Annotated in this window: 26 protein-coding genes; 16 read left to right on the top strand and 10 right to left on the bottom strand. The window is 60.4% G+C overall.

Features of this window, described 5'->3' with window-relative positions; all coding sequences use genetic code 11:
• Nucleotides 1-102 precede the first annotated feature (102 nt).
• Entirely contained in the window at nt 103-1113 is a 1011-nt protein-coding gene (locus D8U82_RS27225) for an NAD(P)-dependent alcohol dehydrogenase (RefSeq protein ID WP_130903322.1), read from the bottom strand.
• 157 nt (nt 1114-1270) lie between these two features.
• Between D8U82_RS27225 and D8U82_RS27220 the strand changes: the two genes are divergently transcribed.
• Nucleotides 1271-2185 (top strand): LysR family transcriptional regulator, encoded by a 915-nt coding sequence (locus D8U82_RS27220; protein WP_130903321.1) that lies wholly within the window; start codon nt 1271-1273, stop codon nt 2183-2185.
• Nucleotides 2186-2222: 37 nt separating this feature from the next.
• Here D8U82_RS27220 and D8U82_RS27215 read toward each other — a convergent pair whose 3' ends face one another.
• Both D8U82_RS27215 and D8U82_RS27210 read right to left on the bottom strand, forming a co-directional pair.
• The gene (locus D8U82_RS27215; RefSeq protein WP_110599549.1) at nt 2223-2609 is read right to left on the bottom strand and encodes a carboxymuconolactone decarboxylase family protein; all 387 of its coding nucleotides are present in this window, start codon (nt 2607-2609) and stop codon (nt 2223-2225) included.
• Nucleotides 2610-2685: 76 nt separating this feature from the next.
• Entirely contained in the window at nt 2686-3072 is a 387-nt protein-coding gene (locus D8U82_RS27210) for a MerR family transcriptional regulator (protein ID WP_056784936.1), read from the bottom strand.
• Nucleotides 3073-3281: 209 nt separating this feature from the next.
• Between D8U82_RS27210 and D8U82_RS27205 the strand changes: the two genes are divergently transcribed.
• The 4 genes from D8U82_RS27205 to D8U82_RS27190 all read left to right on the top strand — a co-directional run bounded on the left by D8U82_RS27205 (nt 3282) and on the right by D8U82_RS27190 (nt 6531).
• Nucleotides 3282-3614: a hypothetical protein gene (locus D8U82_RS27205; protein WP_130903320.1), complete on the top strand. Its 333-nt coding sequence runs from the start codon at nt 3282-3284 to the stop codon at nt 3612-3614.
• Between the two features lie 188 nt (nt 3615-3802).
• Nucleotides 3803-4627, top strand: a complete 825-nt coding sequence (locus D8U82_RS27200) for an oxidoreductase (protein ID WP_110599174.1) — start codon at nt 3803-3805, stop codon at nt 4625-4627.
• A gap of 284 nt (nt 4628-4911) precedes the next feature.
• Nucleotides 4912-5853 (top strand): AraC family transcriptional regulator, encoded by a 942-nt coding sequence (locus tag D8U82_RS27195; protein WP_130903319.1) that lies wholly within the window; start codon nt 4912-4914, stop codon nt 5851-5853.
• A gap of 48 nt (nt 5854-5901) precedes the next feature.
• Nucleotides 5902-6531 (top strand): DUF3885 domain-containing protein, encoded by a 630-nt coding sequence (locus tag D8U82_RS27190; protein WP_038861559.1) that lies wholly within the window; start codon nt 5902-5904, stop codon nt 6529-6531.
• A 7-nt stretch (nt 6532-6538) separates the two neighbouring features.
• On the opposite strand, the gene D8U82_RS27185 is transcribed toward D8U82_RS27190, so the two are convergent.
• Complete coding sequence (locus D8U82_RS27185) at nt 6539-6994, bottom strand: GNAT family N-acetyltransferase (protein ID WP_024012608.1); 456 nt, start codon at nt 6992-6994, stop codon at nt 6539-6541.
• A 132-nt stretch (nt 6995-7126) separates the two neighbouring features.
• Here D8U82_RS27185 and D8U82_RS27180 point away from each other — a divergent pair, with 132 nt between their 5' ends.
• Entirely contained in the window at nt 7127-7540 is a 414-nt protein-coding gene (locus D8U82_RS27180) for a PaaI family thioesterase (RefSeq protein ID WP_130888041.1), read from the top strand.
• A gap of 11 nt (nt 7541-7551) precedes the next feature.
• Here the strand turns inward: D8U82_RS27180 and D8U82_RS27175 are convergent, their stop codons facing one another.
• Nucleotides 7552-8010 carry a helix-turn-helix domain-containing protein gene (locus D8U82_RS27175; RefSeq protein ID WP_016774338.1) on the bottom strand — a complete coding sequence of 153 codons (459 nt, stop codon included), beginning with the start codon at nt 8008-8010 and terminating at the stop codon, nt 7552-7554.
• Between the two features lie 93 nt (nt 8011-8103).
• Between D8U82_RS27175 and D8U82_RS27170 the strand changes: the two genes are divergently transcribed.
• Nucleotides 8104-9045: an aromatic alcohol reductase gene (locus D8U82_RS27170; protein ID WP_130903318.1), complete on the top strand. Its 942-nt coding sequence runs from the start codon at nt 8104-8106 to the stop codon at nt 9043-9045.
• A 35-nt stretch (nt 9046-9080) separates the two neighbouring features.
• Here the strand turns inward: D8U82_RS27170 and D8U82_RS27165 are convergent, their stop codons facing one another.
• Nucleotides 9081-10625 (bottom strand): GMC family oxidoreductase N-terminal domain-containing protein, encoded by a 1545-nt coding sequence (locus D8U82_RS27165; RefSeq protein WP_130903317.1) that lies wholly within the window; start codon nt 10623-10625, stop codon nt 9081-9083.
• A 26-nt stretch (nt 10626-10651) separates the two neighbouring features.
• Nucleotides 10652-11425: an alpha/beta hydrolase gene (locus D8U82_RS27160; protein WP_130903316.1), complete on the bottom strand. Its 774-nt coding sequence runs from the start codon at nt 11423-11425 to the stop codon at nt 10652-10654.
• A gap of 88 nt (nt 11426-11513) precedes the next feature.
• Between D8U82_RS27160 and D8U82_RS27155 the strand changes: the two genes are divergently transcribed.
• Nucleotides 11514-12953: an HD domain-containing phosphohydrolase gene (locus tag D8U82_RS27155; protein ID WP_130903315.1), complete on the top strand. Its 1440-nt coding sequence runs from the start codon at nt 11514-11516 to the stop codon at nt 12951-12953.
• A gap of 10 nt (nt 12954-12963) precedes the next feature.
• On the opposite strand, the gene D8U82_RS27150 is transcribed toward D8U82_RS27155, so the two are convergent.
• Nucleotides 12964-13872, bottom strand: a complete 909-nt coding sequence (locus D8U82_RS27150; RefSeq protein ID WP_130903314.1) for a LysR family transcriptional regulator — start codon at nt 13870-13872, stop codon at nt 12964-12966.
• A 208-nt stretch (nt 13873-14080) separates the two neighbouring features.
• Here D8U82_RS27150 and D8U82_RS27145 point away from each other — a divergent pair, with 208 nt between their 5' ends.
• A complete protein-coding gene (locus D8U82_RS27145) occupies nt 14081-14857 on the top strand; it encodes an SDR family oxidoreductase (RefSeq protein WP_130903313.1) in 777 nt (258 codons plus the stop codon).
• A gap of 48 nt (nt 14858-14905) precedes the next feature.
• Here the strand turns inward: D8U82_RS27145 and D8U82_RS27140 are convergent, their stop codons facing one another.
• Nucleotides 14906-15799: a LysR family transcriptional regulator gene (locus D8U82_RS27140; protein ID WP_122746499.1), complete on the bottom strand. Its 894-nt coding sequence runs from the start codon at nt 15797-15799 to the stop codon at nt 14906-14908.
• 95 nt (nt 15800-15894) lie between these two features.
• Between D8U82_RS27140 and D8U82_RS27135 the strand changes: the two genes are divergently transcribed.
• The gene (locus D8U82_RS27135) at nt 15895-17061 is read left to right on the top strand and encodes an MFS transporter (RefSeq protein WP_016774330.1); all 1167 of its coding nucleotides are present in this window, start codon (nt 15895-15897) and stop codon (nt 17059-17061) included.
• A gap of 12 nt (nt 17062-17073) precedes the next feature.
• On the opposite strand, the gene D8U82_RS27130 is transcribed toward D8U82_RS27135, so the two are convergent.
• Complete coding sequence (locus tag D8U82_RS27130; RefSeq protein ID WP_016774329.1) at nt 17074-18249, bottom strand: DNA-binding transcriptional regulator; 1176 nt, start codon at nt 18247-18249, stop codon at nt 17074-17076.
• Between the two features lie 284 nt (nt 18250-18533).
• Between D8U82_RS27130 and xylA the strand changes: the two genes are divergently transcribed.
• From xylA to D8U82_RS27095, 6 genes are all read left to right on the top strand, one after another.
• Nucleotides 18534-19850 carry a xylose isomerase gene (xylA, locus tag D8U82_RS27125; RefSeq protein WP_041480538.1) on the top strand — a complete coding sequence of 439 codons (1317 nt, stop codon included), beginning with the start codon at nt 18534-18536 and terminating at the stop codon, nt 19848-19850.
• Between the two features lie 147 nt (nt 19851-19997).
• Nucleotides 19998-20999 carry a D-xylose ABC transporter substrate-binding protein gene (gene xylF, locus D8U82_RS27120; protein ID WP_016774327.1) on the top strand — a complete coding sequence of 334 codons (1002 nt, stop codon included), beginning with the start codon at nt 19998-20000 and terminating at the stop codon, nt 20997-20999.
• A 157-nt stretch (nt 21000-21156) separates the two neighbouring features.
• The gene (xylG, locus tag D8U82_RS27115) at nt 21157-22713 is read left to right on the top strand and encodes a D-xylose ABC transporter ATP-binding protein (RefSeq protein ID WP_130903312.1); all 1557 of its coding nucleotides are present in this window, start codon (nt 21157-21159) and stop codon (nt 22711-22713) included.
• On the top strand, nt 22714-23850 hold the full coding sequence (locus D8U82_RS27110; protein WP_024012594.1) for a sugar ABC transporter permease: 1137 nt from the start codon (nt 22714-22716) through the stop codon (nt 23848-23850).
• A 524-nt stretch (nt 23851-24374) separates the two neighbouring features.
• Nucleotides 24375-25049, top strand: a complete 675-nt coding sequence (locus D8U82_RS27100) for an isochorismatase family cysteine hydrolase (protein ID WP_024012592.1) — start codon at nt 24375-24377, stop codon at nt 25047-25049.
• A 13-nt stretch (nt 25050-25062) separates the two neighbouring features.
• Nucleotides 25063-26424: a cytosine permease gene (locus D8U82_RS27095; protein WP_130903311.1), complete on the top strand. Its 1362-nt coding sequence runs from the start codon at nt 25063-25065 to the stop codon at nt 26422-26424.
• The last annotated feature ends 5 nt before the right edge of the window (nt 26425-26429 follow it).

The raw sequence follows: 26429 nt of genomic DNA, 5'->3' as shown, positions 1-26429 counted from the left end.
CAACGTCCGAGTGTGCAGCAATGGCGCGCGATGGTTGAGCGCGGCGAACCGTAAAAAACCAGACCGGCAAAAAAGGCGCCTTGATCGGCGCCTTTTTCGTTGTCAGCTCACCTTGATCACAATCTTGCCAAACGCCCCCTTCGCCAGATGCTCATAGGCCTCACGCGCCTGTTCGAACGGATACACATGGTCGATCACCGGGCGAATGTCGTGCTCGGCGAGGAACACGTTCATCCGGTCGAACGATGAACGCGGTGCCACCGCGATGCCGCGAATGGTGGTCTGGCGGAAGATCAGCGGCATCAGGTTCAGCTCGACAGTCTGCCCTGTCAGAAAGCCGATCTGCGCTATCCGCCCCGAGGCCTTGGTCGCTGCTACCGACTGATTGATGCCATTGCCTCCCGCCACATCAAGGAGCAGGTCCACACCCTTTCCCTCGGTGAGTTTCAGCACCTCGTCCGCCCAGTTCGGCGTGCTGCGGTAGTTGATACCGGCGACCGCACCCAGACGTTTTACCGCGTGCAGGTTTTCATCGCTGCTTGAGGTTGCGATGACTTTGGCGCCCAGCGCGGTGGCGATCTGCACGGCGAAGATCGATACGCCGCCGGTGCCCTGTACCAACACGGTCTGCCCCGGTTGAATAGCGCCGAAATCCACCAGCGCATACCACGCAGTAAGTGCGGCGATCGGCAGCGTCGCCGCCTCTTCATCGCTCATGTTGGCCGGCGCGCCGACGGCGCTGTCCTGATGAATGATCATGTACTCGGCGAGGCCACCGGGCAGCGGCGAACCGAAGCAGTAATCCGGCTCGTTCGGCCCCGGCTCGCCGTCAAGCCAGCGCGAGTACAGATGCGAATTGACCCGGTCGCCGACCTTGAAGCGTGTCACGCCGTCGCCGATCGCAACCACCGTGCCGACGGCATCGCTGACCGGAATCAACGGTTTTGGCACCATGTGCGGCTCATAGATGCCGTCAACGATCGCCTTGTCGCGAAAATTCAGCGACACCGCGCCGACCTTGACCAGCAGCTCGCCGGGCTTGGGTTGCGGCGTTTCCGTCTCCCCGAGTTGCAGATTGTCGAGCCCGAAATCTTTCAGTAACCATGCTTTCATGGTGAGTCTCCAAATGCGTTATTGGCCGCAAACCCTCAGCAGGTTTGCCTTGGGGCCATGATTGGCTTTTACACCAGCGCAATAAATGCTTGGAAACAGACAGGATTGTTCTATTCTCAGGCAACAAATCCAGATACTGAAGCTCAGCGGAAAAGTCATGGAATTACTGCATTCGATGCGCCTGTTCGCCCGGCTGGCGGAGCTGGGCAGTTTCACCAAAGCCGCCGAGTCGCTGGATATCGGCCGGCCGCAGGTCACTCGCTATATTCAGGAACTGGAAACATCGCTGGGCGTGCGCCTGTTCCAGCGCACTACGAGGAAAGTCGCACTCACCGCCGAGGGTGAACTTTTCTATCAGCGGGTCCAGGAAATCCTCGCCGAGATCACCGCCGCCACCACGATGTTCGATCGCACCGGAGCCACGCTGTCCGGCCGCCTGCGCATCGATATCCCCACTGCGTTCGCGCAACTGGAATTCATCAAGAGCCTGCGCGAATTCACCGACACCTACCCCGGCATCGACATGGTGCTGGGCGTCACCGATCGTGCGGTTGATCTGGTCGGCGAAGGCATCGACTGTGCGCTGCGCATCGGCGAGCTGCCCGACTCAACCCTGATCGCCCGCCCTATCGCCTTGGCGACCATGGTCACCTGCGCCGCGCCCGAATACCTGCGCGAGCACGGCACGCCGGAAACGCTTGGAGATCTGGCGAACCATCAAGGCGTGATCTTTCTCTCGGGCCAGAACAACCGCACTCTGCCCTGGCAGTTTTCAGTTGAGGGCAAACAGAAAAGCTACGTCAGCCGCAAAGGCATTACCGTCACCGAGTCGAACGCTTACGTGCAGTGTGGCGTGTCGGGCTTCGGCATCATCCAGGCACCGGGTATTGCGGTCGCCGAGCATTTGGCTAGCGGTGCTCTGGTGGAAATTCTGCAACAGCTGCGCCCGACGCCTCGGCCGGTATCGCTGCTGTACCCGAGCCGCACGCATTTGCCGGCGCAGGTGCAGGTGTTTATCGAATGGTTGCAGGTGCGGTTTGTGCAGTTGTATGCGGGGTGGGTGGAAGGTTGAATCCGGCTTTATCGCGCAGTTTCTGCAGCGTGCGCACCTAGGATTTAACACTGATCCCGCGAGCAGCAAAGACTTCACGCGCAGCCGTTATACCGTTCAAGGCACTGGGAAACCCTGCGTATACCGTCATTTGCAAGATCACATCGACCACCGCCTCCGGTGTGCACCCGACGTTCAGGGCTCCGCCGATATGCACTCTCAGTTGTGGCTGTGCGTTGCCCAGTGCGGTCAATGCCGCAACGGTTGCCAGCTCACGAGTGCAGTGGTCGAGGCCGGGGCGGGCGAAGACATCGCCGTAGGCAAAACTCAGAATCCAGTCCGCAAGCTCTGGAGCAGTATCCTTCAATGAATCAACCACTGCCTGACCAGGTCCGCCAGTAATCTGCGTTAGAGCGGCTTCTCCGCGCGCTCGACGATCAGTCATCTCCACGGGCGCTGCGACACTGGTCACGCTTGCACCAATAAGTGTGGCGGACAGCAAACGATTGAAACCGGGAAGTTTACGGATCATGGTGATGCTCCTTTTGCTCGAGTTGGTGGTAGATCTGAATCTTGTTATCCAGAACCTCCAGGGACTGGCTCAACTGGCTGATCTGCGCTTGCACGTCCCGGCGATGCTGCTCGAGAAGTTCGCGGCGTTCTGCCAGGGTAGAGTCGCCTGAACGGCGCAGTTCGGCATACCGCAGCATTTGCTGGATCGGCATTCCGGTCGCCTTCAGCCGGAGCAGAAACTCGGCCCACAGCACATCCTTCTCGGCGTACACCCGGTGGCCATTGCCACCGCGCCCAACCGGGTCGAACAGCCCGATGCGCTCGTAATAGCGGATCGTGTGAGCGCTCAGATCAAGGCGCTTGGCCAACTGTGAAATTGTCAGTTCTGGATTCATGTCATCACCGTAAAGGTTTGAGTGCGCTCTAAGTCAATGGCTATTTTCCATCGAGCAGAATCAGGCAAATCGCCAACAGTATCCGCCTAACGCCGACACCGCCCTGCCCCCTAATCTGAACCCATGCAGAACACACCACTGCAACGGGTTAACCAGAGACTGATCTGAACGACCCGGACCGCAACCTCAACTTGACCGGAGTCACCGCCATGAAAACTGTAAGCCAACTGATCGCCGTCGCCACTTTCGCCCTCAGCGCCAGCGCATTCGCCGTACCGAGCAATCAGGAAGATCGTTTCTTCACCCAGGTCAACGAACCACAGCAGACTGTTGCTGCCGATGGCTCGGAACGTACGCCCCAAGGCCAGGCTCTGGCTGAAAACGGCCGCAACCGCCTCGAGGAACACGGCCTGGTTGAAGACGGTTATGACAAGACCCCACAAGGCCAGGCCATCGCGGCCGACGGCTCAGACCGCACCCCATTGGGTGAGGCCCTCGCCGCTGATGGATCGGACCGTACACCGGGTCGTCGCGCAGCTTAAGCGCGTGTTGCCGAGACAGGAAAAGTCCTGCGGGTTTGAGACCTGCAGGACTTTTCCGTTTTTGAGGCAAGACCTGATCGAAAACCCTATTGATAGGAACAGGCAATACTTCGATCCGATTCGGCATCGTCCGCCAGCGTTATCCGCCCTAGCATGGCCTCTCCAATTGCCTGCTGGAGTACAGATTCATGAAGACCCTTTTCATCACCGGTGTCAGCAGCGGCTTCGGCCAGGCGCTGGCCAAGGAAGCGCTCGCTCAAGGTCACAGGATTATCGGCACAGTGCGCAGTGAATCCGCTCTGGCAGCCTTCGAAGCGCTGTCGCCCGAGCGCGCGCATGGGGTGCTGCTGGACGTTACCGAGTTCGATGCCATCGGTGGGGTGGTTGCGGCAGTGGAGGATCGCCACGGCCCGGTGGACGTGCTGGTCAACAACGCCGGTTATGGCCATGAGGGGATTTTCGAAGAGTCATCGCTGGAGGAACTGCGCCGCCAGTTCGACGTCAACGTGTTCGGCGCGGTGGCGGTGACCAAGGCTTTCGTCGCGTATTTCCGCCAGCGCCGCGCAGGGCATATTCTCAATATCACTTCCATGGGTGGCTACATCACCATGCCGGGGATCGCCTATTACTGCGGCAGCAAGTTCGCTCTGGAGGGGATTTCTGACACCTTGAGCAAGGAGCTTGCGCCCTTCAATATTTTTGTCACCGCTGTGGCGCCGGGATCGTTTCGCACCGACTGGGCAGGCCGCTCGATGCAGCGCACGCCTCGTAGTATCAGTGATTACGACGCAAGCTTCGATCCGGTGCGCAAGGCCCGGAAGGAGAAAAGCGGCCATCAGTTGGGCGATCCGCAGAAAGCTGCACGGGTCATGCTGACGATCATCGACAGTCCAAACCCGCCGGCTCACCTGCTATTGGGCAGTGATGCGCTGGCGCTGGTGCGTGACAAGTTGCAGCGCACGGCGGAGAGTATTGAGCAATGGGCAGCGCTTAGCCGCTCGACGGATGGCTGAAAGATCAAAAGCACCCTCACCCCAGCCCTCTCCCGGAGGGAGAGGGAGCCGATCGCGGGTGGATTCAACTCCTGAGCCTGCCTCGAAGATTTCCGCAGGGCTTATTACTCTAGAACAGCGCGGTCAGCATTCGGCGCGATATTTCAGGTCGGCAGATCCCGATCAAACACCACGGTCAGTCCCCTCTCCCTCTGGGAGAGGGCTAGGGTGAGGGCTCTGTCTGACACCCCGCCAATCAGCCAGACAGGTTCAAACCCGCCTTTTCACAAGGAAACCCACAGCCCATGCCGAAACCGAAAGACCTAATCACAGCGCGCATGGTCCAGCTAATGAGCAAGCTCGCCCCGCTGGAAGGTTACAACCTGAGCCCGCTGGAGGATGTGCGTTTCCTGCGCTCCAACCGACCGCTGACCCGCACGCCGGTGTTGTACGAACCGGGCATCGTGATCCTTTGTCAGGGGCGTAAACGCGGCTATCTCGGCGATGAAGTCTACGTCTACGACGCTCAGCATTATCTGGTGGTGTCGGTGCCGGTACCCTTCACCATGGAAACCGACGCCAGCGAAGCCGAGCCAATGCTCGCGGTGTACGTGCGCCTGGATTTCGCTTTGGCTGGCGAGCTGATTCAGCAGGTCGATGAACTGTGGGATTTCCCCAGATCCCAACCGATGGGCATGTACGCCTCGCCGCTCGACGAACCGCTACGCCGGTCAACCCTGCGTTTTCTTGAAGTGATGAGCGACGATGCCGACGCGCAAATCCTCGGTCCGGCGATGCTGCGCGAGCTCTACTACCGCATCCTCACCGGCGAACAAGGCGGCACCCTGCGTGCCGCCATCGCCCAGCAAGGTCAGTTCGGCAAAGTGACCCGCGCCATCCACAAGATCCACAGCTGTTATCACCAGCATCTCGACGTAGAAACCCTGGCCGAGGAAGCGCAGATGAGCGTGCCGAATTTTCATCTGCACTTTCGCAAGGTCACCGACTCCTCGCCGATGCAGTATCTGAAGTCGACGCGGCTGCACCAGGCGCGATTGCTGATGCTGCGTAACGACCTGACCGCGGCAAAAACTGCATTTCTGGTCGGCTACGAAAGCGCCTCGCAATTCAGCCGCGACTTCAAACGCCTCTTCGGCCGCACACCGCTAGCGGAAGTTGCGTGGATGAAACAGGCCTATGCGCTGCCGGCACCGACGACTGCTTCGCCGTTTGTGTCGTCGCACTGACTTCACCCGCGTCTTGAACAAACAGAAATCCACATTGAAGGGAAGAAAGTGAATCTGAGAGCTGAGATCGAAAACGCATTTGGACCCCAGGCATTCGCCCGCCCGCTTTTCTATTCCTGGCCCGGAGGATTGCGTTTCGAACTCTCCGAAACGGGCGGAATGATCGAGCAATTCCTGACCGCTATGCGCAAATCCATAACCATCTGCGGCGACGTTTTCCAAGGGGACGAATCGTTTGTCGCATGCCTGCGCATTCATTCCGGTCGCAATCGATTCGCCCATCGCAGTACTCTTCGCGCCCTTAAATCTGCTGGCATCGATACTCCATCAGCGCTGTGCATCTGGAGCGAAGAAATAGATAACGAGGAATGGTTCAGTGAGGAAGAGCCGGAATATTGGGTCAACGTCGCCTTCGAAGCGTCTGTGGCGAGCATTCAAGCATTACTCTGGTGCGCATTGGCCAAGGACTTCGGTGCTATCCAACCGCGTGCGAACTGTGCTGTCTACCTGTTCAATCTGCCCAAGCGAGTCATGGTCTTTCCCTATGACGACCGAGGCATGGACGTGGTTGGAGCCAACACCGAACTACTTTTGCAGCTTTATCAACGACATCATGCCTGGTTGCTCGACCATGACCGCGCAGCGATGGAAGCCACATTCGGCAGGCTGAAACGTTAGGTGAACGCTATCGTTTCAACTTCTTCGCCATGATGATCGTGCGCTCCGTCTGATGAAACTCATCTCTGATTTTCTTGAAGCCGAGCGAAGCATAGAAGCCTTCTGCGGTGACTGAGGAAGGAACGCGCAGCAGATTGAAACCTGTGTCCATGGCGAGTGATTGAATGCTCTTCATCAGCTGTCTTCCGACACCCATTCCTTGAAAGTCCGGGTCGACAAAAACGCTTCGAACAACGTCTCGATCGAGACTTGCCGTTGCGACGATTTGACTGTCGAGCGTAGCGACCAGCACCTGACGCTCAGTCAAAAAACGAAGGATCTTCGAGGGCGAAAAACTTTCAATCACTCGATCGATGATTTCGGGAGGATAGTCCCGAGCATTGCTCTCACGGAGCGTCTTGATGATCGTTTCACTGATAGCCGATGCATCCGCATCTCTCGCGATGTGAATTTGAATATCCACCCAGTAGCTCCTTGCTTGTCCGCTCCGTGTACAGCACTTATCGCAGCAAATTCCCCATCCGCATAGTGCTTGCCCCCTTCTGTGTTTCCCCGCCCAATCAAACAGGTCAGCCACCTGCATCAGGATGGGATCATGAACACCACGGCCATTCCCGAAGGTTTCACACCATTCACCCGCAGCAGTCCGTTGCTGGATCTGCTCGGCCCGATCTACGCCAGAGGCCACGGCCTGCAATTGGAACTGGGCTTGCTGACCGACTCCCGCCACGCCAATGGTCGCGGCACTTTGCATGGTGGTGTATTGGCGACTTTGGCCGATGTCGGGATGGGCTACGCCATGGCCTTTTCCAGCGATCCGCCGCAGCCGTTGATTACGGCGAGCATGACCCTGGATTATCTCGGGGCGGTGCAAATCAACGAGTGGCTCGAAGTGCGTCTTGAACACTCCAAAAAGGGCCGCCAACTGGCGTTTGCTGGCGTCAGTCTGCACGTAGGTGAGCGAACGGTCGCGCGCGCCAGTGCCGTGTTCGCGGTGCCGCTGAGCTGAAGCGCGAAACCTCAGTCTGACGCTTCAGAATCATCCCGCGCTGGAACAGGAATTTGCCATGAGGGTTTCTTGCCGACCTGGCTATCGAACGTGCGTCGCGCTTGGCGGAAACCCTCGACGTTTTCCACCACCCAAGTCCAGATCGGCGACATCCGCACCAGCAAGCCCATGCCCAATGGCGTCAGCTCGTACTCGACGTGCGGCGGCACCTGGTCGAGCTCGCGCCGGGTCAGCAGGCCGTCGCGTTCCAGCGCACGCAGGGTTTTGGTCAACATGCGCTGAGTCACGCCGGTCATCTGCCGTTTGATCTCAGCGTGACGCATCGTGCCGTACACCCCCAAGGCATGCAGGATGCCCAAAGACCAGCGACTGCCGGCGTGCGCGAGCACTTCGCGGCGCACGCCATCATCGTCTCGTCTGAGCGTCTGGCAGATTGCTTCTGCCTCACTGAGCGCTTGCTGATCAGTCATTTCTTCACTTGGTATCACGCGTGTGCCTTCTTCTGAGTGCTGCCCGATCGTGCCAGCATTTGCCGATCTTACATGCAGATCTCAGGAGACATCATGACCGAATTGAGCCACCCTTCCCCGCAATCCATTCTTGTCCTGGGCGCAGGCGAACTCGGCCTGCCGGTTTTGCGCAACCTTGCGCGAGTGGCAAAGCGCTCGCCCGGCAGCACGATCAGCGTCCTGCTCAGGGCCTCGACGATCGACAGTCAGTTGCCGGCAAAGAAAGCCGAAATCGATGAACTGCGCAGTCTCGGCGTGCAGATGGTGGCGGCAGATCTGGTCAACGATTCGATCGACCAACTGGCCGAAGTCTTCGCACCTTTCGATACCGTCATCGGCTGCGCCGGCATGGTCGCTGGTCGTGAGACGCCGATGAAGCTGGCGACCGCTGCGCTCAAGTCGGGCATCAAACGCTACTTTCCCTGGCAGTTTGGCGTGGACTTCGAAGTGATCGGCCGGGGCAGTCCGCAGGATCTGTTCGATGCTCAGCTCGACGTGCGCGAACTGCTGCGCGCGCAGGACAAAACCGAATGGGTGATCATCTCGACCGGCATGTTTACCAGTTTCCTCTTCGAGCCGGTGTTTGAAGTCGTTGATTTCGACAACGACACCGTTAACGCCCTGGGCAGCCTGGACACCAGCGTGACGCTGACGACCCCGGACGACATCGGCAAACTGACTGCAGAAATCGTTTTCTTCGAACCGCCTTTTCGCAACGAGATCGTGTATCTGTCGGGCGACACGCTGACCTATGAACAGGTCGCGGGCCTTCTCGAACGCGTGCTCGGACGGCCCTTCAAGCGTAACGTCTGGACGGTGCCGCACCTGATGCAGGAACTGGAAAAAGACCCCACTCACCACATCAAAAAATACCGCGCGGTGTTTGCCCAAGGTCGAGGTGTGGCGTGGCCGAAAGCGGGCACGTTCAATGAGCAGCGGGCGATACAGGTCACGACGGCCGAGCAGTGGGCGCGGGAAAATCTTGCGAACGAGTGAAAGCAGATTTTGCGCAGCGGGGCGTTGTGGGCGCTTTATACTCCCGCAAGCACCAGCTCCGCTGCCCGCTCACCAATAACGACGCACGGCGCCATCGTGTTGCCAACGGTGATGCGCGGCATGATCGAGGCATCTGCAACGCGCAGCCCGTCGATCCCGTATACGCGTAATTGATGGTCAACCACCGACAGCGCATCGCGGCCCATTTTTGCCGTACACGACAGGTGCCAGTAGGTCATCGCCGAGTTGCGGATGAACTGTTCCATAGCGCGACGCTCTCTGGGACCGGGCACGACTTCGCGCTTGATCAGCCCATTGAAGGCCTGGCTGTTGCCGAGTGCGCGGCACAGTTCGATCGACGCATGGGCTGCGGCCATGTCCTCGGGCTCGCTCAGGGAGTTCGGCTCAATGATCGGTGCATCCAGCGGCCCTGCACCTGACAACCGCAAGCGTCCGCGACTGGCAGGTCTGGCCAGCCCGGCGAACATGGTCCAGCCATGCTCCGGCGGCTCGATGGCGACCTCAGGCGGAGACGGTACCGCGAATGCCAGCTGACACTGCAAAAGATCCGGGGCTTCCAGGCGACTGTCGCTTTTCCAGTACAAGGTGGTTTCGCATCCGCTGCCAGCGACCGCTTGGGGTTGTTGGTATTCCCACGTGCAGCCGAAAGCCAGATGATCCTGCAAATTCTCGCCGACACCGGGTAAATGAACGACCGGTGCGATGCCGTGTTTTCGCAGTTCATCCGCCGGGCCGATGCCCGACTGCATGAGCACTTTCGGTGATTGCACCGCGCCCATGGACAGAATGACTTCAGCTGCGGCATGAAACCGGCGCCGCTCACCGGCGATCAACACTTCGACACCGACGGCCCGGGTGCCGACCAGCAACACGCGGGTCACCAACGCCCCGGTCATCACCGTCAGGTTCGGACAGTGCAAGTGTGGCCGGATGTAGGCGTCGTAAACCGACTCGCGCTTGCCCTGTTTGATGCGCAAGTCGGTGACAGCGATCCCACCTGCCCCTTCCATCATCACGCCATTGGGACTGTCGAATCGGGGGATGCCCAGATCGCTGGCCGCCTCCAGCGTTGCCAACGCAAGGGGTTGAGGCGTGGCCGGCTGCTCGACATGTACCGGCCCACCTGAACCACGCCGGGTGGCGTCCGGGCTGCCTTGCCAGTTTTCGATCCTGCGGTAGTAATCGAGCACCGATGCGTAGCCCCAGGCCGGGTCGCCAGACTCGGCAGCAAAATGCTCCCAATCGGCGCGATGGCCGCGCGACCAGACCATCACGTTGATGCTCGAACCTCCACCGAGCCCCTTGCCCATGCTCAGCGGGAGCCGTCGACCGTTGAGGCGTGGATCGGATTGCCCCTCGAATGCCCAGTCGCGCGCAGAGCCGAGGTTCAGCGGCCATTGCGCCGGTTCTGTCACCTCGGGGCCCGAATAGTCTTCGCCGGCCTCAATCAGCAGAACTCGTGCGCCTGACTCATCGGCAAGCCGCGCAGCGACCACGCAGCCCGACGTGCCGGCACCACAGACAATGAAGTCATAGTCGTGATCGCTCCGAAGATTCATACGCCCGCTCCCCTTCGATGCCGCGATCACTGTTCAGCAACGCCGTGCACGGCCTGGAGAATCACCGCCGCGACTTGCGCCGGCTGCGACTGCTGCGGGACATGGCTGGACTTCACCTCGGCGAGGGTCGCACCGATGCGCTTGGCGGCAGACCGCTGGACGTCGGGATGAATCATCCGGTCTTCGGTAGCGAGCAGGTACCAGGACGGCTTGGTTTTCCAGGACGAAACGGTGGTTTTATCTTCGAAAGCCGAGGCCTTGATCGGTCCTTGCGTGGCAGTCATGACGGCAGTTTGCGCGGCCGGCAGATCCTGAGCGAAGTCCTTGGCCATGCCTTCGGGGGTCAGATAGAGGAAGCCGTTACCGTCAGCCTTGATCTGACTGATGCCCGGCGGCGTCGGCGCACCTTTGCCCTGTTCGCCACTGGTTTGCCCGGCCTCTGGCGCGAAGGCGGCGACATACACCAGCGCGCTGACTTTCTGGTCGTTGCCGGCTTCGGTGATCACCGTGCCGCCCCACGAGTGACCGACCAGCACCACCTTGCCCTGCTGGTTGTTCAGCGCGCGGCGCGTGGCGGCAACGTCGTCGGCCAGCGAGGTGAGCGGGTTTTGCACAACGGTCACGGCCACGCCTTTGGCTTGCAGCAGTGGCACGACTTTGGCCCAGTCGGAACCGTCAGCGAAGGCGCCGTGTACGATCACCACCGAAGGCGTTGTATCCTGCGCGTGGCTGGCGCCGGCCAAGAAGGTACTGGCCAGGGCAAAGGCGACGGTGGCGAATTTCGATTTGATTGTTTTCATTGGATGAGCTCCTGTTCGGGAGTTCAGATTCTGCTGACTGGCCTGCGTTGTGGGCATCGGTCAATTATCCGACCCCGGGGCATTTTTCATGGATAGTGGCTTGCAACTGGACATCTCGCTGGACGGCGCACTGGCAACCATCGCCCAGGTCGGTGACCTCAGCATGGGGCAACCGCTCGGTCATTCCCGGCGCGTTGCCGCTTTGGCGCGGATGCTCGCGCAGGCATGCCACGGCGCCGGTGAGCATTTGCAGGTTGCAGAGCAGATTGCCTTGCTGCGCTGGTCTGGGTGCACGGCCAACGCCGAAGGCTTTGCCGACCTGCTGGGCGACGACGTCGATGGTCGCCGCGCAATGCTCGATCTGACCCTCGGCAATGAACAGATGAACGCGGTGCATCAGGCAACCCCGCTGGCCGTGGTGCACTGTGAAGTGTCCGGTGCAATCGCCAAAACCCTCCAGCTCGGGGCCGCCGTTGAGGCGGGCCTGTGTCGAGTGTTCGAAACTTACGACGGCACTGGCCGACCACTGGGCGTAAGTCATGAGCACATCCCGGAAGTCGCCTATCAGGTGGTCATGGCCGGAGATCTGGACATTCTCACCCGCGCCCATGGCTTGGACGCGGCGCTGCGCTGGATCAACGAGCAGTCGGATCGGCGCTACCCTGCGTCGCTGGTGTCGTTGCTGGTGGCTAATGCCAAGGACTGGCTGGCGGATCTGGAAACGCTTTGCACAAAAGTTGAACCCGCGCCTGAGCAGCGTCATGTCTCACTGACTTTGGTCGGAGACATCATTGACTTGAAGCTGCCATGGCTGGCCGGGCATTCGCGTCAGGTCGCCCATGTCGCCGTGGAAGCTGCGCGCCTGTGGGGGCTGGATGAGCCGACTTTGGCAAACATTGGCAAGTCCGCGCTGATTTACGGTCTCGGCCGCGCAGCCGTTTCCAATCACCTATGGAATAGCCCAGGGCCGCTGCCCTACGGTGCGGCAGAGCGAGTGCGCCTGGTGCCTTACTGGACGCAACAGGCGCTCAGGCCGGTAATGGAACTGGCCGCGCCCGCCGAGATAGCCACCCACGCGTATGAACGGCTCGATGGCAGCGGCTATTTTCGCGGCGTGGCGGGTGATGCACTGAATGCCGAACATCGGCTGTTCGCCACCTCGGTCGCCTGGGTGGCGTTGAGGCAGGCCCGGCCCTGGCGATCAGCCCACGACGAAGCGGCAGCAGCCACGCTACTCAAACAGGATGCTGGCCGTGGTCTGTTCGATAACGATGTCTGCGAAGCCGTCATTGCTGCCGCCAGTGGCGAGCGTCGCCTGCGGCAACCCAAGCCTACGCTGCTGACAGCCCGTGAGTGCCGCATTCTTCTGGAGATCAGCCGTGGCGCCAGCAACAAACAAGTCGCGCAACTGTTGGATATCAGTCCGAGCACGGTACGCACGCACATGGAAAGCATCTTTCGCAAACTGCAGTGTTCGACCCGGGCAGCCGCCACCCTGAAGGGGCTGACACTGGGCTTGATCGCCTGAGTCCGCCCGGTCAAGCCTGATCAGCCTGCCTGGCGCGAGCCAGTTCGATGAATGCCTTGGCGGCCGCAGAGGGATTGCGGCGGTTCGGGTAGTACAGGCACAACCTGTCTCGGGGCGGGGTCCAGTCCTCGAGTACCTGCACGAACTCGCCGGTGCGGATTTCGTCACGAACGTCCTGCTCCATGAAAAAGCCCAGCCCCATGCCCGCCTGCACCGCGACCTTGACCACGCTCGATTCATCCAGCGTAAGCGGACCGTTCACATCCAGACGGGTAACTTCTCCGTCCCGCTCGAAATACCAAGGGAAAATCGCCCCGTTCGGCAGTCGCACGCGGATGCATCGATGCCCGGGCAGATCGGACGGCGTGCGCGGTTTGCCGTGTTGTGCAAAATACCCCGGCGAACCGACCACTGCGTAACGCTGCGGCGGCCCTACGGGGACCACAATCACATCGTTGGGCACCAGGCCTGCCGAGCGCACGCCGAAATCGAAGCCGTCAGCCACGATATCCACCAGCCGGCCTTCGGTTACAAGATCAATATGGACTTTCGGATGCTGCTGCAAAAACTCGATCACCAGTGGCAGCAGCGCCGAACGCGCAGCGCTGGCGAAGGCGTTGATGCGCAACGTGCCCGAGGGTCCGGCGTTTTGCGAGCGCACTGCGTCGAGTGCCGCACGCAAATCTTGCAACGCTGGCCCCACCTGTTCGAGAAACACCCTGCCCGCTTCGGTGATGGCGACGCTGCGGGTGGTGCGGTTGAACAGTCGCGATTCGAGGCGCGCTTCCAGTTGCGCAATGGTGTTGCTCAGCGCGGTAGTGGAGACGTCGAGATCAATGGCGGCCTGGCGAAACGACCCCCTTCGCGCCACGGCTATGACGGCGTCCAGTTCATTGAGGGCCAAGCGATCCTGAACCATGGATTGTCCTGATTTCCGGGATAGGTCATTAAGGTTTGTCCCAGTTGAACAAACTATGTGCGGCCCAGCAAGATGACTCCAGTTAATCAATCAGGAGTCAGCCAATGAACCTTCAACTTCCCGCCGTCGTGCAGACGTATGTCACGGTCATCAACGAGAAAGAAATCTACGACGCGATCCATCAATTCCGAGCGCTGGAGATCTCGCCATGCTGAATTCAGGATTGACTGGCAAGCGGGTCCTCGTCACTGGCGGCACCAAGGGAATCGGCAAAGCAGTGGTCGAGTGGTTCCTGGCCGAGGACGCAAAAGTCATCACTTCGGCTCGGCAAGTGGACGTCGAAATGCCGGGCGCACTGCTGGTTGCGGCTGATCTTTCGACCCGGGAAGGTTGTGACGTACTCATCGCAGCGGTCCAGCAGCAACTGGGCGGCGTCGACATAGTGGTTCATGTCCTGGGTGGCTCGTCGGCCCCCGGTGGTGGTTTTGCAGCGCTGGACGAGGAGCAGTGGCAACGCGAGCTCAATCTGAATTTGCTGCCAGCGGTGCGCCTCGATCGCGCCCTGCTCCCGGACATGCTCGAACGTCGTAATGGCGTGGTGATCCATGTCACCTCCATCCAGAGTCGACTGCCACTGCCGAAATCCACCACAGCGTACGCGGCGGCCAAGGCTGCGCTGTCGACCTACAGCAAGAGCCTGTCGAAAGAGGTGTCGCCCAAAGGGGTCCGTGTGGTTCGGGTTTCCCCGGGCTGGGTCGAAACCGAAGCATCGGTGGCATTGGCCGAGCGACTCGCGCAGGAGGCAGGCACTGACTATCAGGGTGGCAAGGACATCATCATGCAAGCCTTGGGCGGTATCCCGCTCGGCCGCCCATCGACGCCAGCTGAAGTGGCTGAGCTGATCGGGTTTGTGGCGTCGCCGCGAGCGGCTTCGATCACAGGAAGTGAATTTGTGATCGACGGCGGGACCATCCCGACAATCTAGCCGCCAGTCTGCGGGTCAAGGACGACTCGCTGAATCCGACGGGCACGCTTACATCCGATGCTGCTCCAGCAAAAAATCCACAAACAACCGTACCCGCACCGGCATCGCCGCGCCGCCGACGAACACCGCGTGAATCGGTTCCTCATCGCCCGGGTTAAACGTTTGCAGCAGCGGGATCAGCGTGCCGCGCTGCAAGTCTTCCCTGACGGTGAACTCGCCAATCCGCGCAATTCCGGCGCCGAGTCTGGCGAACTGGGCCAGTGCTTCGCCGCTGCTGCATTCGATGTTGCCGCTGACTTTCAGCGAGAACTCCTTGCCATCGCGGATAAACGGCCAGTTGGCTTCGGCGCGGCGGAAGTTGAAGCGCAGGCAGTTGTGCTTGAGCAGGTCTTCCGGTTCGAGAGGTGTGCCGTGACGTTTCAGATAGTCGGACGATGCGACCACGACTTGGCCGGTGTGGCCGAGGCGGCGTGCGGTCAACGGGCTGTCGGGCAGATGGCCGAAGCGTATGGCGACGTCCGCCTGGCCGGCGAGGATGTCGACTACTTCGTCGCCGAGGCTGAGGTCGACGACGATGTTCGGGTAACGGGCGGTGAAGGCTGCGACCAGCGGCACAATGGTCAGCCGTCCATGGCCAAGGGCGGCACTGACACGCAGGCGGCCCTTGGGTACGCCTTGGTCGGTAATGGCCCCTTCCACTTCGTCCATGTCGGCGAGAATTCGCCGGGCACCGCGCAGGAAGGCCTCGCCCTCGGCGGTAAACGTCAGCGCGCGGGTCGTGCGCAGCAACAGACGAGTGCCGAGTCGCTGTTCGGCGCGGGCGATGATCCGACTGACCGCCGAAGGCGTCAGCCCCAACGCACGCGCAGCTGCTGAAAGGCTGCCCTCCTGCGCCACGGTGACGAACACGCTCATTTCCCCTGACCTGCCGTTGAAGTCCATTCGTGCCTCTTACGCAAAGGTGATTGCCAAAATCGCCATCTACCGCCTGAAAACGATGGATCGTAGCATTGGCGGCATAGATGAGGAGACTTTCCATGCGTATCAATCCACCACTTGTTGCACTCGCTGTCGGCGCCTTTGGCATCGGTGTCACCGAGTTCGCGCCGATGGGCATGTTGCCCGGCATCGCTGCCGATCTCGGCGTTTCCATTCCCGCTGCGGGGTTGTTGGTCAGTGCCTACGCCTTGGGCGTGCTGCTCGGCGCGCCGCTGATGACCCTGACCACCGGCAAGATCCCCCGGCGCTATCTGCTGATCGGGCTGATGGCGATTTTCACCCTGGGTAACCTGATGTCGGCGCTGGCTACCGACTACTACAGCCTGATGGTCGCCCGAGTGATCACCTCGCTCAATCACGGCGCATTCTTTGGGGTCGGCTCTGTGGTCGCCGCCAGTGTGGTCGCGCCGGAAAAACGTGCCGGCGCCGTCGCGGCGATGTTCATGGGCCTGACCCTGGCGACCATTGGCGGTGTGCCGCTGGCTGCCTGGTTCGGTGAGCTGTTTGGCTGGCGCACGGCGTTCTGGGGCATTACCGGTCTCGGCGTGCTGACCATGATCGCCTTGTGGTTCGCCCTGCCCAATCTGAAAGCAGAGCAAGGCGCGGGTGCGCTGGCGGAAATACGAGTATTGGGCCGCGGTCCGGTGCTGGCCGCACTGGCCCTGACCGTGGTCGGCTCGAGTGCGATGTTCACCGTGTTCACCTACATCGCGCCGATCCTCAGCAGCGAGACCCACGCCTCCGCCGCGTTCATCACCGCCATGCTGGTGTTGTTCGGAATCGGTTTGACGCTGGGCAACATGTGGGGTGGCAAGGCTGCCGACCGTTCGATCGATCGCACCCTGATCGTGTCGCTGAGCGCATTGATTGTGGTGTTGCTCGCATTCACTGTGCTGATGCGCTGGCCGCTGCCGGCCGCGGTGGCCATTCTGATCTGGGGTATCGCCAGCTTCGCTCTGGTGCCGCCGCTGCAGATGCGCGTGATGGAAGCGGCCAAAGACGCGCCGAATCTGGCTTCGGCGGTGAACATCGGTGCGTTCAATTTCGGCAACGCGATCGGCGCGGCGCTGGGTGGCGCGGTGATCAATGCCGGGCTGGGTTATCCAGCGATTTCCCTGGCCGGCGCGGCGATGGCTGGTCTGGGCCTGCTGATGGTGCTGACGTTCGCCTGGCGCTCCAGAGCCAGTGCCGCTGCGCTGGCGTAAGTCTTCGCAGCGCTATGCGCCGCCCTGCTGATACTCGCGGGGCGTGCAGCCGAACTCGCGACGGAACACCGTGTGCAGATATTGCGCAGACTTGAAGCCGCAGGCCTGGGCAATGTCGGCAATCGCCGCATCGGTGTTCTTCAAACCGCTGGTAGCCGCCGCCAGTTTGAAACGCAGAATCTCGTCATGCACGCTGCAACCGCGCTCAGCGCGGAAATGCGCTTCCAGCGACGAGCGCGACACCCCGACATAGGCCGCCACCTGTGCGGTCTTGATGCCCTGACAGGCATATTGGCGGATGAACAACAGCGCTTGCATGACGTAGGGATTGCCCAGCGGTTGATGCAAGCTCGACACCTGCACGTTGACCGCGTCCGGTGGAATCAGAATCTGCGTGCCGGTGGACGGCATGCCGTGGAGCATCTGGTGCAGCAATTGCGCCGCGGTGCGGCCCATGGTTTCGGTGCCCTGAATCACCGAACTCAGCGGTACGCGAGTCAGGCTGCGGGTCAGCGGGTCGTTGTCGATGCCGATCAGCGCGACCTGCTCCGGCACGGCGATGCCGGCGGTCAGGCAGGCTTGCAGCAACTGGCGGGCGCGGGCGTCGCTGACGGCGATGATGCCGATCGGTTTCGGCAGGCTGTGCAGCCAGGCGATCAGTTGTTCGACGGCGCTGTCCCACAGCGGCGCGCTGGTGCCCATGCCGCGATAGATCTCGGCGTGGAGGCCGTCGCGTTGCATCAGTTTGCGAAAGGCTTTTTCCCGCTCCTGCGCCCAGCGATTGGCCTGCGCCTCGGGCAAGCTGAAACAGGCAAAGCGCTGCAACCCCGCCTCGACCAGATGTGAATAAGCCAGAGTGATCAATGCATTGTTATCGGTGGCGACATAGGGGATCGCTTTCGGATAAGCGCGTGCATCCTCGTAGGAACCGCCCACCGCCACCACCGGCAAATGAATGTCGGCCAGCGCCTCGCCGATCAGCGGGTCGTCGAAGTCGGCAATGATCCCGTCGCCCTGCCAGCGCTCGATGCCTTTCAAGCGGCAGAGAAAGTCCTCTTCCAGAAACAGGTCCCAGGAAGCGCGGGTGCTGCTCAGGTAGTTGCCAATGCCGCTGATGATTCCACGGTCGTAGATCTTGCTGCCGTTGAACAACAGGGCGATGCGGTGCACGGGCGGTAGGCTCTTCATTCAGTATCCGGATTTTGCGTCAAGCCATTCGCGAGCAGGCTCGCTCCCACACGGTTTTGTGAACGACACGAATCAAATGTGGGAGCGAGCCTGCTCGCGAAAGCGGCCTCAAATTATTTTTGTTCCGGGCCGCCATGTCGCGGCGACGATGGACACAGACTAGGCCCGCGAGCGCTGAAGCTCAATACGCAAAATCGCACTCGCAGTTGAGGCTTTTCATAATCAGCGGGCACGGGGCCGTTGCTAGTATCGAGACACCGCCAAGAACAACAAGGACAAGGTCCATGCAGTATTTCCCCAATATCGAGCCGGTTCGCTACGAAGGCCCGAACAGTGATTCGCCCCTCGCTTTCCGCCACTACGACGCCGACAAACTGATCCTCGGCAAACCCATGCGTGAACACCTGCGCATGGCCGCCTGCTACTGGCACACCTTCGTCTGGCCGGGCTCCGATGTGTTCGGTGCCGGAACCTTCAAACGCCCGTGGCAACGCAGTGGCGAACCGATGGAACTGGCTATTGGCAAGGCTCAAGCCGCATTCGAGTTCTTCAGCAAACTGGGCATCGATTACTACTGCTTTCACGACACGGACGTCGCCCCCGAAGGCAACTCGCTGAAGGAGTACCGCGAACACTTCGCGCAAATGGTCGACCGCCTCGAACAGCATCAGGAACAAAGCGGCATCAAGCTGCTCTGGGGCACCGCCAACTGCTTTAGCAATCCGCGTTTCGCCGCCGGCGCTGCGAGCAATCCCGATCCGGAAGTGTTCGCCTGCGCCGCCGCGCAAGTGTTCAGCGCGATGAACGCCACCCATCGGCTCAAAGGTTCCAACTACGTGTTGTGGGGTGGCCGTGAAGGCTACGAAACCCTGCTCAACACCGATCTGAAACGCGAGCGCGAACAACTCGGGCGTTTCATGCGCATGGTGGTCGAGCACAAGCACAAGATCGGTTTCACCGGTGACCTGTTGATCGAGCCCAAGCCGCAGGAGCCGACCAAGCACCAATACGATTACGACAGCGCCACGGTGTTCGGCTTCCTCCAGCAGTACGGCCTGGAGAAGGAAATCAAGGTCAACATCGAGGCCAACCACGCGACCCTGGCCGGCCACAGCTTTCATCACGAAATCGCCACGGCTGCCTCGCTGGGGATCTTCGGCAGCATCGACGCCAACCGTGGCGATCCGCAGAACGGCTGGGACACCGACCAGTTCCCCAACAGCGTCGAAGAAATGACCCTGGCGACCTATGAAATTCTCAAGGCCGGCGGTTTCAAGAATGGCGGTTTCAACTTCGACTCCAAGGTGCGCCGGCAGAGCCTCGACGAGATCGACCTGTTCCACGGCCATGTCGGCGCCATGGATGTTCTTGCCCTGTCGCTGGAACGCGCCGCCGCGATGGTCGAGAACGATCAATTGCAAACCCTCAAGGACCAACGCTACGCCGGCTGGCGTCAGCCGTTCGGGCAAGCGGTGATGGCAGGAGACTTCAATCTTGAGTCACTGGCAGAGCACGCGTTTACCAACGAGTTGAACCCGCAAGCCGTCAGCGGCCGCCAGGAAATGCTCGAAAACATCGTCAACCGTTACCTGTATCGCTGATCGCCAAGGGAAGCTGCCGACGCAAAAACGCTGTGACAATTGCACGACAATTCTGTGCCTGCTGCGTCGGCAGATTCTCTACAGTTCTACCAGCCCGATTCATCGTCAGGCCGTGTCTTTCCAACAAAAATAAAAGGACGCACCACCATGAAGAACTTGAAACGTACGCTGTTGGCCAGTGCCCTGGCGTTGTTGGCCCTGCCGGTAATGGCCGACGCCACCCACCCGAAAATCGGTTTCTCCATTGACGATCTGCGTCTGGAACGCTGGTCGCGCGACCGCGATTACTTCGTCGCGGCGGCGGAAAAAATGGACGCCAAAGTCTTCGTGCAATCGGCGGACGCCAACGAGCAGAAGCAGATTTCGCAGATCGAAAACCTCATCTCTCGCGGCGTCGATGTGATCGTCATCGTGCCTTTCAACGCGACAGTGCTGACCAACGCCGTGGCCGAGGCGAAGAAAGCCGGGATCAAAGTGGTGTCTTACGACCGGCTGATTCTCAACGCCGATGTCGACGCCTATATCTCCTTCGATAACGAAAAGGTCGGCGAGATGCAGGCCGGCGGCGTGCTGAAAGCGGCGCCCAAGGGCAATTACTTCTTGCTGGGTGGCGCGCCCACCGACAACAACGCCAAGATCCTCCGTGAAGGCCAGATGAAGGTGCTGCAACCGGCCATTGACAAGGGCGATATCAAGATCGTCGGCCAGCAGTGGGTCAAGGAATGGAACCCGACCGAAGCGCTGAGCATCGTTGAAAACGCCCTGACCCGTAACAACAACAAAATCGACGGCATCGTCGCCTCCAACGACGCTACCGCTGGCGGCGCCATCCAGGCATTGGCCGCGCAGCAACTGGCCGGCAAGGTGCCGATTTCCGGTCAGGACGCCGACCTCGCAGCCGTCAAACGCGTGATCGCCGGCACGCAAACCATGACCGTGTACAAACCGCTGAAACTCATCGCCTCCGAAGCGGCCAAGCTCTCGGTGCAACTGGCACGCAACGAGAAACCGGCCTACACCTCGCAGTACGACAACGGCAGCAAAAAGGTCGACACCATCCTGCTTACGCCAACGCCGTTGACCAAGGACAACATCGACTTGCTCGAACAGGACGGCTTCTACACCAAGGCGCAGATTGCCGGGCAGTGATCCGGTCGTAAATCTTGATCAGACCTGTGGGAGCGAGCCTGCTCGCGAAAGCGGAGTGTCAGTCAGTAAAGCTCTGGCTGAAAAGGCCCCTTCGCGAGCAGGCTCGCTCCCACACAGGTTCAGTGGTGTTTGAGTTCCTGGTATACGAGCCTTTTCCATGTCCGACTATCTGCTGCAAATGAACGGCATCGTCAAAACCTTCGGCGGCGTCAAAGCGCTCAACGGTATCGACATCAAGGTCCGGCCCGGTGAATGCGTGGGCCTGTGCGGCGAGAATGGCGCCGGCAAGTCGACGCTGATGAAGATCCTTTCGGCGGTCTATCCCCATGGCACCTGGGACGGCGAAATCCTCTGGGACGGGCAACCGCTCCGGGCGCAATCGATCAGCGAAACCGAAGCCGCCGGCATCGTCATCATCCATCAGGAACTGACCCTGGTGCCGGACCTGTCGGTGGCGGAAAACATCTTCATGGGCCATGAGCTGACGCTGCCGGGCGGGCGCATGAACTACCCGGCGATGATCCACCGCGCCGAAGCCTTGATGCGTGAATTGAAAGTGCCGGACATGAACGTTTCGCTGCCGGTTTCGCAGTACGGCGGTGGTTATCAGCAACTGGTGGAAATCGCCAAGGCCCTGAACAAACAGGCGCGTCTGCTGATCCTCGACGAACCCTCCTCGGCCCTGAGCCGCTCGGAAATCGAAGTGCTGCTCGACATCATCCGCGACCTCAAAGCCAAGGGGGTCGCCTGCGTCTACATCTCGCACAAACTCGATGAAGTCGCCGCCGTGTGCGACACCATTTCGGTGATCCGCGACGGCAAACACATCGCCACCACCGCCATGGCCGACATGGACATTCCACGGATCATCACGCAGATGGTCGGGCGCGAAATGAGCAACCTCTACCCCAGCGAGCCGCATGAGATTGGCGAGGTGATTTTCGAGGCGCGCCACATCACTTGCTACGACGTCGACAACCCCAAGCGCAAACGGGTCGACGACATTTCCTTCAGCCTCAAGCGCGGCGAGATTCTCGGCATTGCCGGGCTGGTCGGGGCCGGCCGCACCGAGCTGGTCACCGCTCTGTCCGGCGCTTACCCCGGCCGCCACGAGGGCGAAGTCTGGCTGGACGGCGAGCCAATCGACACGCGCACGCCGCTGAAAGCGATTCGCGCCGGCCTGTGCCTGGTGCCTGAAGATCGCAAGCGCCAGGGCATCATTCCCGACCTCGGCGTCGGCCAGAACATCACCCTCGCCGTGCTCGAGAGCTATTCGAAAATGACCCGCATCGATGCCGAAGCCGAACTCGGCTGCATCGACCGGGAAATCTCCCGTCTGCATCTGAAGACCGCAAGTCCGTCCCTGCCGATCACCAGCCTGTCGGGCGGTAACCAGCAGAAAGCCGTTCTGGCGAAAATGCTGCTGGCCAAACCCCGCGTGCTGATTCTCGACGAGCCGACCCGAGGCGTGGACGTCGGCGCCAAGTACGAGATCTACAAGTTGATGGGCGCGCTGGCCGCCGAAGGCGTGTCGATCATCATGGTTTCATCGGAACTGGCCGAAGTGCTCGGCGTCTCCGACCGCGTGCTGGTGATCGGCGAAGGCCAGTTGCGCGGCGACTTCGTCAACCACGGGCTGACCCAGGAACAGGTACTCGCCGCCGCCCTCAGCCAGCCGGGCAGGCATAACAATAATGATCGGAAAACCGCGTAAATGAATCAGGTCAAACAACTGTTCACCCGCTACAAGATGCTCGCGCTGGTATTCGCCGTGGTGCTGATCTGGCTGTTCTTCAGCTGGCAGACCGAGGGCGGCTTCCTCACCCCGCGCAACCTTTCCAACCTGCTGCGGCAGATGTCGATCACCGGCATCCTCGCCTGCGGCATGGTGCTGGTGATCATCAGCGGCGAGATCGATTTGTCGGTGGGCTCATTGCTCGGCCTGCTGGGTGGCCTCGCGGCGATACTCGACGTGGTCTATCACATTCCGTTGCTGGCGAATCTGAGTCTGGTCGCCCTGTGCGGCCTGATGATCGGCCTCGCCAACGGCTACATGGCGGCGTACTTGCGCATACCGTCATTTATCGTCGGGCTCGGTGGCATGTTGGCGTTTCGCGGGATTTTGCTGGGGATCACCGGCGGCACCACCATCGCCCCGGTATCGCCGGAGCTGGTCTACGTCGGCCAGGGTTATCTGCCCCACGCGATCGGCACTGGCCTGGGTGTGCTGCTGTTTGCGCTGACAGTGTTCCTGACCTGGAAACAACGACGCAATCGCGCCCTGCATGGCCTGGCGGCGCATTCACTGGTTCGTGATGTTGTGCGCGTGCTGGTGATCGGCGCGGTGCTGGCCGGTTTTGTTCAGACCCTCAATAGCTATGACGGCATTCCCGTGCCGGTGCTGCTGTTGCTGATTCTGCTCGGGGTGTTCAGTTACGTCACCAGCCAGACCGTGTTCGGCCGCCGGGTCTATTCGGTCGGCAGCAACATGGAAGCCACGCGCCTGTCAGGCATCAATGTGCAGGCGGTCAAGCTGTGGATCTTCGGCATCATGGGCGTGATGTGCGCCCTCGCCGGCGTGGTCAACACCGCACGCCTCGCCGCCGGCTCACCGTCCGCCGGCAGCATGGGCGAGCTCGACGCCATCGCCGCCTGCTTCATCGGCGGCACCTCCATGCGCGGCGGCTCCGGCACCGTCTACGGCGCCCTCCTCGGCGCGCTGGTGATCACCAGTCTGGACAACGGCATGTCGATGCTCGACGTCGATAGCTACTGGCAGATGATCGTCAAGGGCAGCATTCTGGTGTTGGCGGTCTGGGTGGATGTGAGTACGCGTACGGCGCGGCGTTGATCGCCGCGAGCCTGGAGGGATCTGCTTCAAAAGGGAGCAAGAACGCAAGCCGCTGCTACGCTACGTAACACAATATTATGGAATACCAGATACCACAAAACATTGCTTTGAACGCTTGGTCCGCTCTGGCTCAATGGCTTCGAAGGCCTTGCACAGCTTGGCCCGTATCTTGCTCCTCCAGTGCATATCGCGCTCAAGGTCTATGGCCATGCCTGCATCCTCCGCAAATTTCGGCGACGCTCACACCCGCTCTTCAAGCGCGGTGTGTGCGTTGCCGTGCGCAGCCATGGCGCGTTATCTCCGTCGATTCCGCTCTTCGTCCTCCATCGTGCTGCCGCAGCTGCCATCCTGCGTGAGCGCGAAGCAAAACGGTTTCTGGCAGATAGTCAGGTAACACCTCGCCACGAGAGTCTCTCTCGATCTCTCGCAGTTTCCGCCTTGGCGGATCGCTGCGCACCGTCATTACCGAGTTTTCTGGTGAGTCCCTCCGGCTCGCCCGACGCTCTGCATCCGGAACAAACCTGATGAACCAAAACACCGCCTTGCTTGTGATCGATATGCAAAAGGAAGATGGCTTCCCGCTCGAACGCTTCGATCAAGTGGTCGATAACGCCGCATCCCTGATCGATCGCGCTCGCCAGTTGCACATCCCGATTTTCTATACCCGCCATGTCAACGACGCTCCGGGCCGCGATCTGGCGCTGGGCGAACCGGTAGACGACCAAGGCAGGCCAACGACTTACCGCGCCGGCACATCTGCGATCGAGATCATTGACGCTCTGGCGCCTCGAGACGCTGACGTCGTCATCGATAAACGCCGCTACAGCGCCTTCCACGGCACCCGTTTGGCTCAGATGCTCAACCGCCGAGGCATCAAGCACCTGGTGGTCATCGGCGTGCTGACGGATGTGTGTGTCATGAGCAGTCTGTTCGACGCCTATCAGCACGACTTCCAGATCAGCCTTGTCGCTGACGCCTGTAGTGCGACTACAGAGGGAGCGCATTACTCGGCACTGTTCATCCTTTCCAACTGGCTGTACGGGCTGGAGCTCTTCACCACCGAGCAGTTGTCGAGACGCTGGAACAACGAGCCGGCAACATCGCTTCGAACCGCCGAACCCGATCACCTCGCCTTCCAGCCAGATGAATTCCCACAAGTCGTAGCGCGCTTTCAACGCCGCCTCGTCGACGCCTGCTGAACGGAGAACAGACATGAAAGTTGAAAAACGCAGCATCGACTTTATCCCTGAGAGCGAGCGTCACGGTCGGCCCCGTTCCTTGTTCTTCGTCTGGTTTGGTGCCAACGCCAACATCACCACGGTAGCGGCTGGAGTGTTGCCCATCAGCCTGGGACTCAATCTTTTCTGGAGTGCGCTATCGATTCTTATCGGTTCGCTGATTGGTGCAATCTTCATGGCTTCGCACTCCGCACAGGGGCCGAGACTGGGTATTCCGCAGATGATCCAGAGCCGGGCACAATTCGGGGTTTTCGGCGCTATCGTACCGCTGCTGTTCGTCATGCTTATTTATATGGGCTTTTTCGTCAGCAACACGCTGTTGGCTGCTCAGGCGGTGAGCGACCTGAGCCCGTTGAGCACCGCTGGCAACATCGCTCTGCTGGGCGCGGCATGCTTCCTGGTCGCGCTGTTCGGCTACCAACTGATTCATCGCGTGCAGAAGCTGCTTTCGCTGATTTCGATTGCCGTGTTCGGCATCGCCACCCTGCTCGCCCTCGCGCTGCCGATAGAGGCCGGCCAGTGGACCGCGCAGGGTTTCAATCTGGTCAGCTTCCTCGCCTCCGTCAGCATCGCGGTCACTTGGCAACTGTCCTACGCACCTTACGTGGCGGACTACTCTCGGTATTTGCCGAGCGACACATCCACCCGCCAAGTGTTCTGGTACAGCTATGCCGGTACCGTGATCGGCGGAAGCTGGATGATGCTGTTAGGCGCCGTGCTGGCCAAGGGCATGGTGGGGTTCTCCGATAACGTCGGGCTGCATCTGATAGGCCTGCTCGGAGGAGGCACGCTGCTGATGGTGGCATTCGTGCTATACGGCCAGATCGCCATCAATGTGTTCAACCTGTATGGCGCTTTCATGTCGACGATCACGATGATCGAGCCTTTCTCTGCGCTCAAAATCACCCCGTCTGTACGTGCGGGATTCCTGCTGATCATCTGCACGATCGCAACCGGTTTATGCACATTGGCGCAGGACGACTTTCTGCAGTTCTTCCTGAATTTCATTTTTTTCATGAGCTACTTTCTGATCCCCTGGACGGCGATCAATCTTGTCGACTATTACGCGCTGCGCAAAGGCGTTTACCGGATTGCCGACATCTTCGATCCGGCAGGCATCTACGGTCGGGTGAACTGGACAGCAATCGCAGTATTCCTTTGCACCATTGCTCTGGAAATTCCGTTCATGAACACCTCCATGTACGTCGGGCCTGTTGCCACCAGCCTGCAAGGCGTAGACCTGGCGTGGGTCGTTGGCTTGCTGTGCCCTGCGTGCGCTTACTACGCCCTCATGCGCCGGCGCGGTTCGCTGTTGATCAAGGCATCGCAAGTTTGATGTTC

This window comes from Pseudomonas sp. Sample_23, from assembly GCF_004307595.1.
Classification (GTDB): domain Bacteria; phylum Pseudomonadota; class Gammaproteobacteria; order Pseudomonadales; family Pseudomonadaceae; genus Aquipseudomonas; species Aquipseudomonas atacamensis.
The sequence above is the reverse complement of the archived record's forward strand: the minus strand, read 5'-3'. Positions and strand labels throughout refer to the sequence as shown.

Bases quoted from the DNA above. Each gene is read 5' to 3' on its own strand.
- D8U82_RS27225 (WP_130903322.1), bottom strand. From the start codon at position 1,113: ATGAAAGCATGGTTACTGAAAGATTTCGGGCTCGACAATCTGCAACTC.
- D8U82_RS27220 (WP_130903321.1), top strand. From the start codon at position 1,271: ATGGAATTACTGCATTCGATGCGCCTGTTCGCCCGGCTGGCGGAGCTG.
- D8U82_RS27215 (WP_110599549.1), bottom strand. From the start codon at position 2,609: ATGACTGATCGTCGAGCGCGCGGAGAAGCCGCTCTAACGCAGATTACT.
- D8U82_RS27210 (WP_056784936.1), bottom strand. From the start codon at position 3,072: ATGAATCCAGAACTGACAATTTCACAGTTGGCCAAGCGCCTTGATCTG.
- D8U82_RS27205 (WP_130903320.1), top strand. From the start codon at position 3,282: ATGAAAACTGTAAGCCAACTGATCGCCGTCGCCACTTTCGCCCTCAGC.
- D8U82_RS27200 (WP_110599174.1), top strand. From the start codon at position 3,803: ATGAAGACCCTTTTCATCACCGGTGTCAGCAGCGGCTTCGGCCAGGCG.
- D8U82_RS27195 (WP_130903319.1), top strand. From the start codon at position 4,912: ATGCCGAAACCGAAAGACCTAATCACAGCGCGCATGGTCCAGCTAATG.
- D8U82_RS27180 (WP_130888041.1), top strand. From the start codon at position 7,127: ATGAACACCACGGCCATTCCCGAAGGTTTCACACCATTCACCCGCAGC.
- D8U82_RS27175 (WP_016774338.1), bottom strand. From the start codon at position 8,010: ATGACTGATCAGCAAGCGCTCAGTGAGGCAGAAGCAATCTGCCAGACG.
- D8U82_RS27170 (WP_130903318.1), top strand. From the start codon at position 8,104: ATGACCGAATTGAGCCACCCTTCCCCGCAATCCATTCTTGTCCTGGGC.
- D8U82_RS27165 (WP_130903317.1), bottom strand. From the start codon at position 10,625: ATGAATCTTCGGAGCGATCACGACTATGACTTCATTGTCTGTGGTGCC.
- D8U82_RS27160 (WP_130903316.1), bottom strand. From the start codon at position 11,425: ATGAAAACAATCAAATCGAAATTCGCCACCGTCGCCTTTGCCCTGGCC.
- D8U82_RS27155 (WP_130903315.1), top strand. From the start codon at position 11,514: ATGGATAGTGGCTTGCAACTGGACATCTCGCTGGACGGCGCACTGGCA.
- D8U82_RS27150 (WP_130903314.1), bottom strand. From the start codon at position 13,872: ATGGTTCAGGATCGCTTGGCCCTCAATGAACTGGACGCCGTCATAGCC.
- D8U82_RS27145 (WP_130903313.1), top strand. From the start codon at position 14,081: ATGCTGAATTCAGGATTGACTGGCAAGCGGGTCCTCGTCACTGGCGGC.
- D8U82_RS27140 (WP_122746499.1), bottom strand. From the start codon at position 15,799: ATGGACTTCAACGGCAGGTCAGGGGAAATGAGCGTGTTCGTCACCGTG.
- D8U82_RS27135 (WP_016774330.1), top strand. From the start codon at position 15,895: ATGCGTATCAATCCACCACTTGTTGCACTCGCTGTCGGCGCCTTTGGC.
- D8U82_RS27130 (WP_016774329.1), bottom strand. From the start codon at position 18,249: ATGAAGAGCCTACCGCCCGTGCACCGCATCGCCCTGTTGTTCAACGGC.
- xylA (WP_041480538.1), top strand. From the start codon at position 18,534: ATGCAGTATTTCCCCAATATCGAGCCGGTTCGCTACGAAGGCCCGAAC.
- xylF (WP_016774327.1), top strand. From the start codon at position 19,998: ATGAAGAACTTGAAACGTACGCTGTTGGCCAGTGCCCTGGCGTTGTTG.
- xylG (WP_130903312.1), top strand. From the start codon at position 21,157: ATGTCCGACTATCTGCTGCAAATGAACGGCATCGTCAAAACCTTCGGC.
- D8U82_RS27110 (WP_024012594.1), top strand. From the start codon at position 22,714: ATGAATCAGGTCAAACAACTGTTCACCCGCTACAAGATGCTCGCGCTG.
- D8U82_RS27100 (WP_024012592.1), top strand. From the start codon at position 24,375: ATGAACCAAAACACCGCCTTGCTTGTGATCGATATGCAAAAGGAAGAT.
- D8U82_RS27095 (WP_130903311.1), top strand. From the start codon at position 25,063: ATGAAAGTTGAAAAACGCAGCATCGACTTTATCCCTGAGAGCGAGCGT.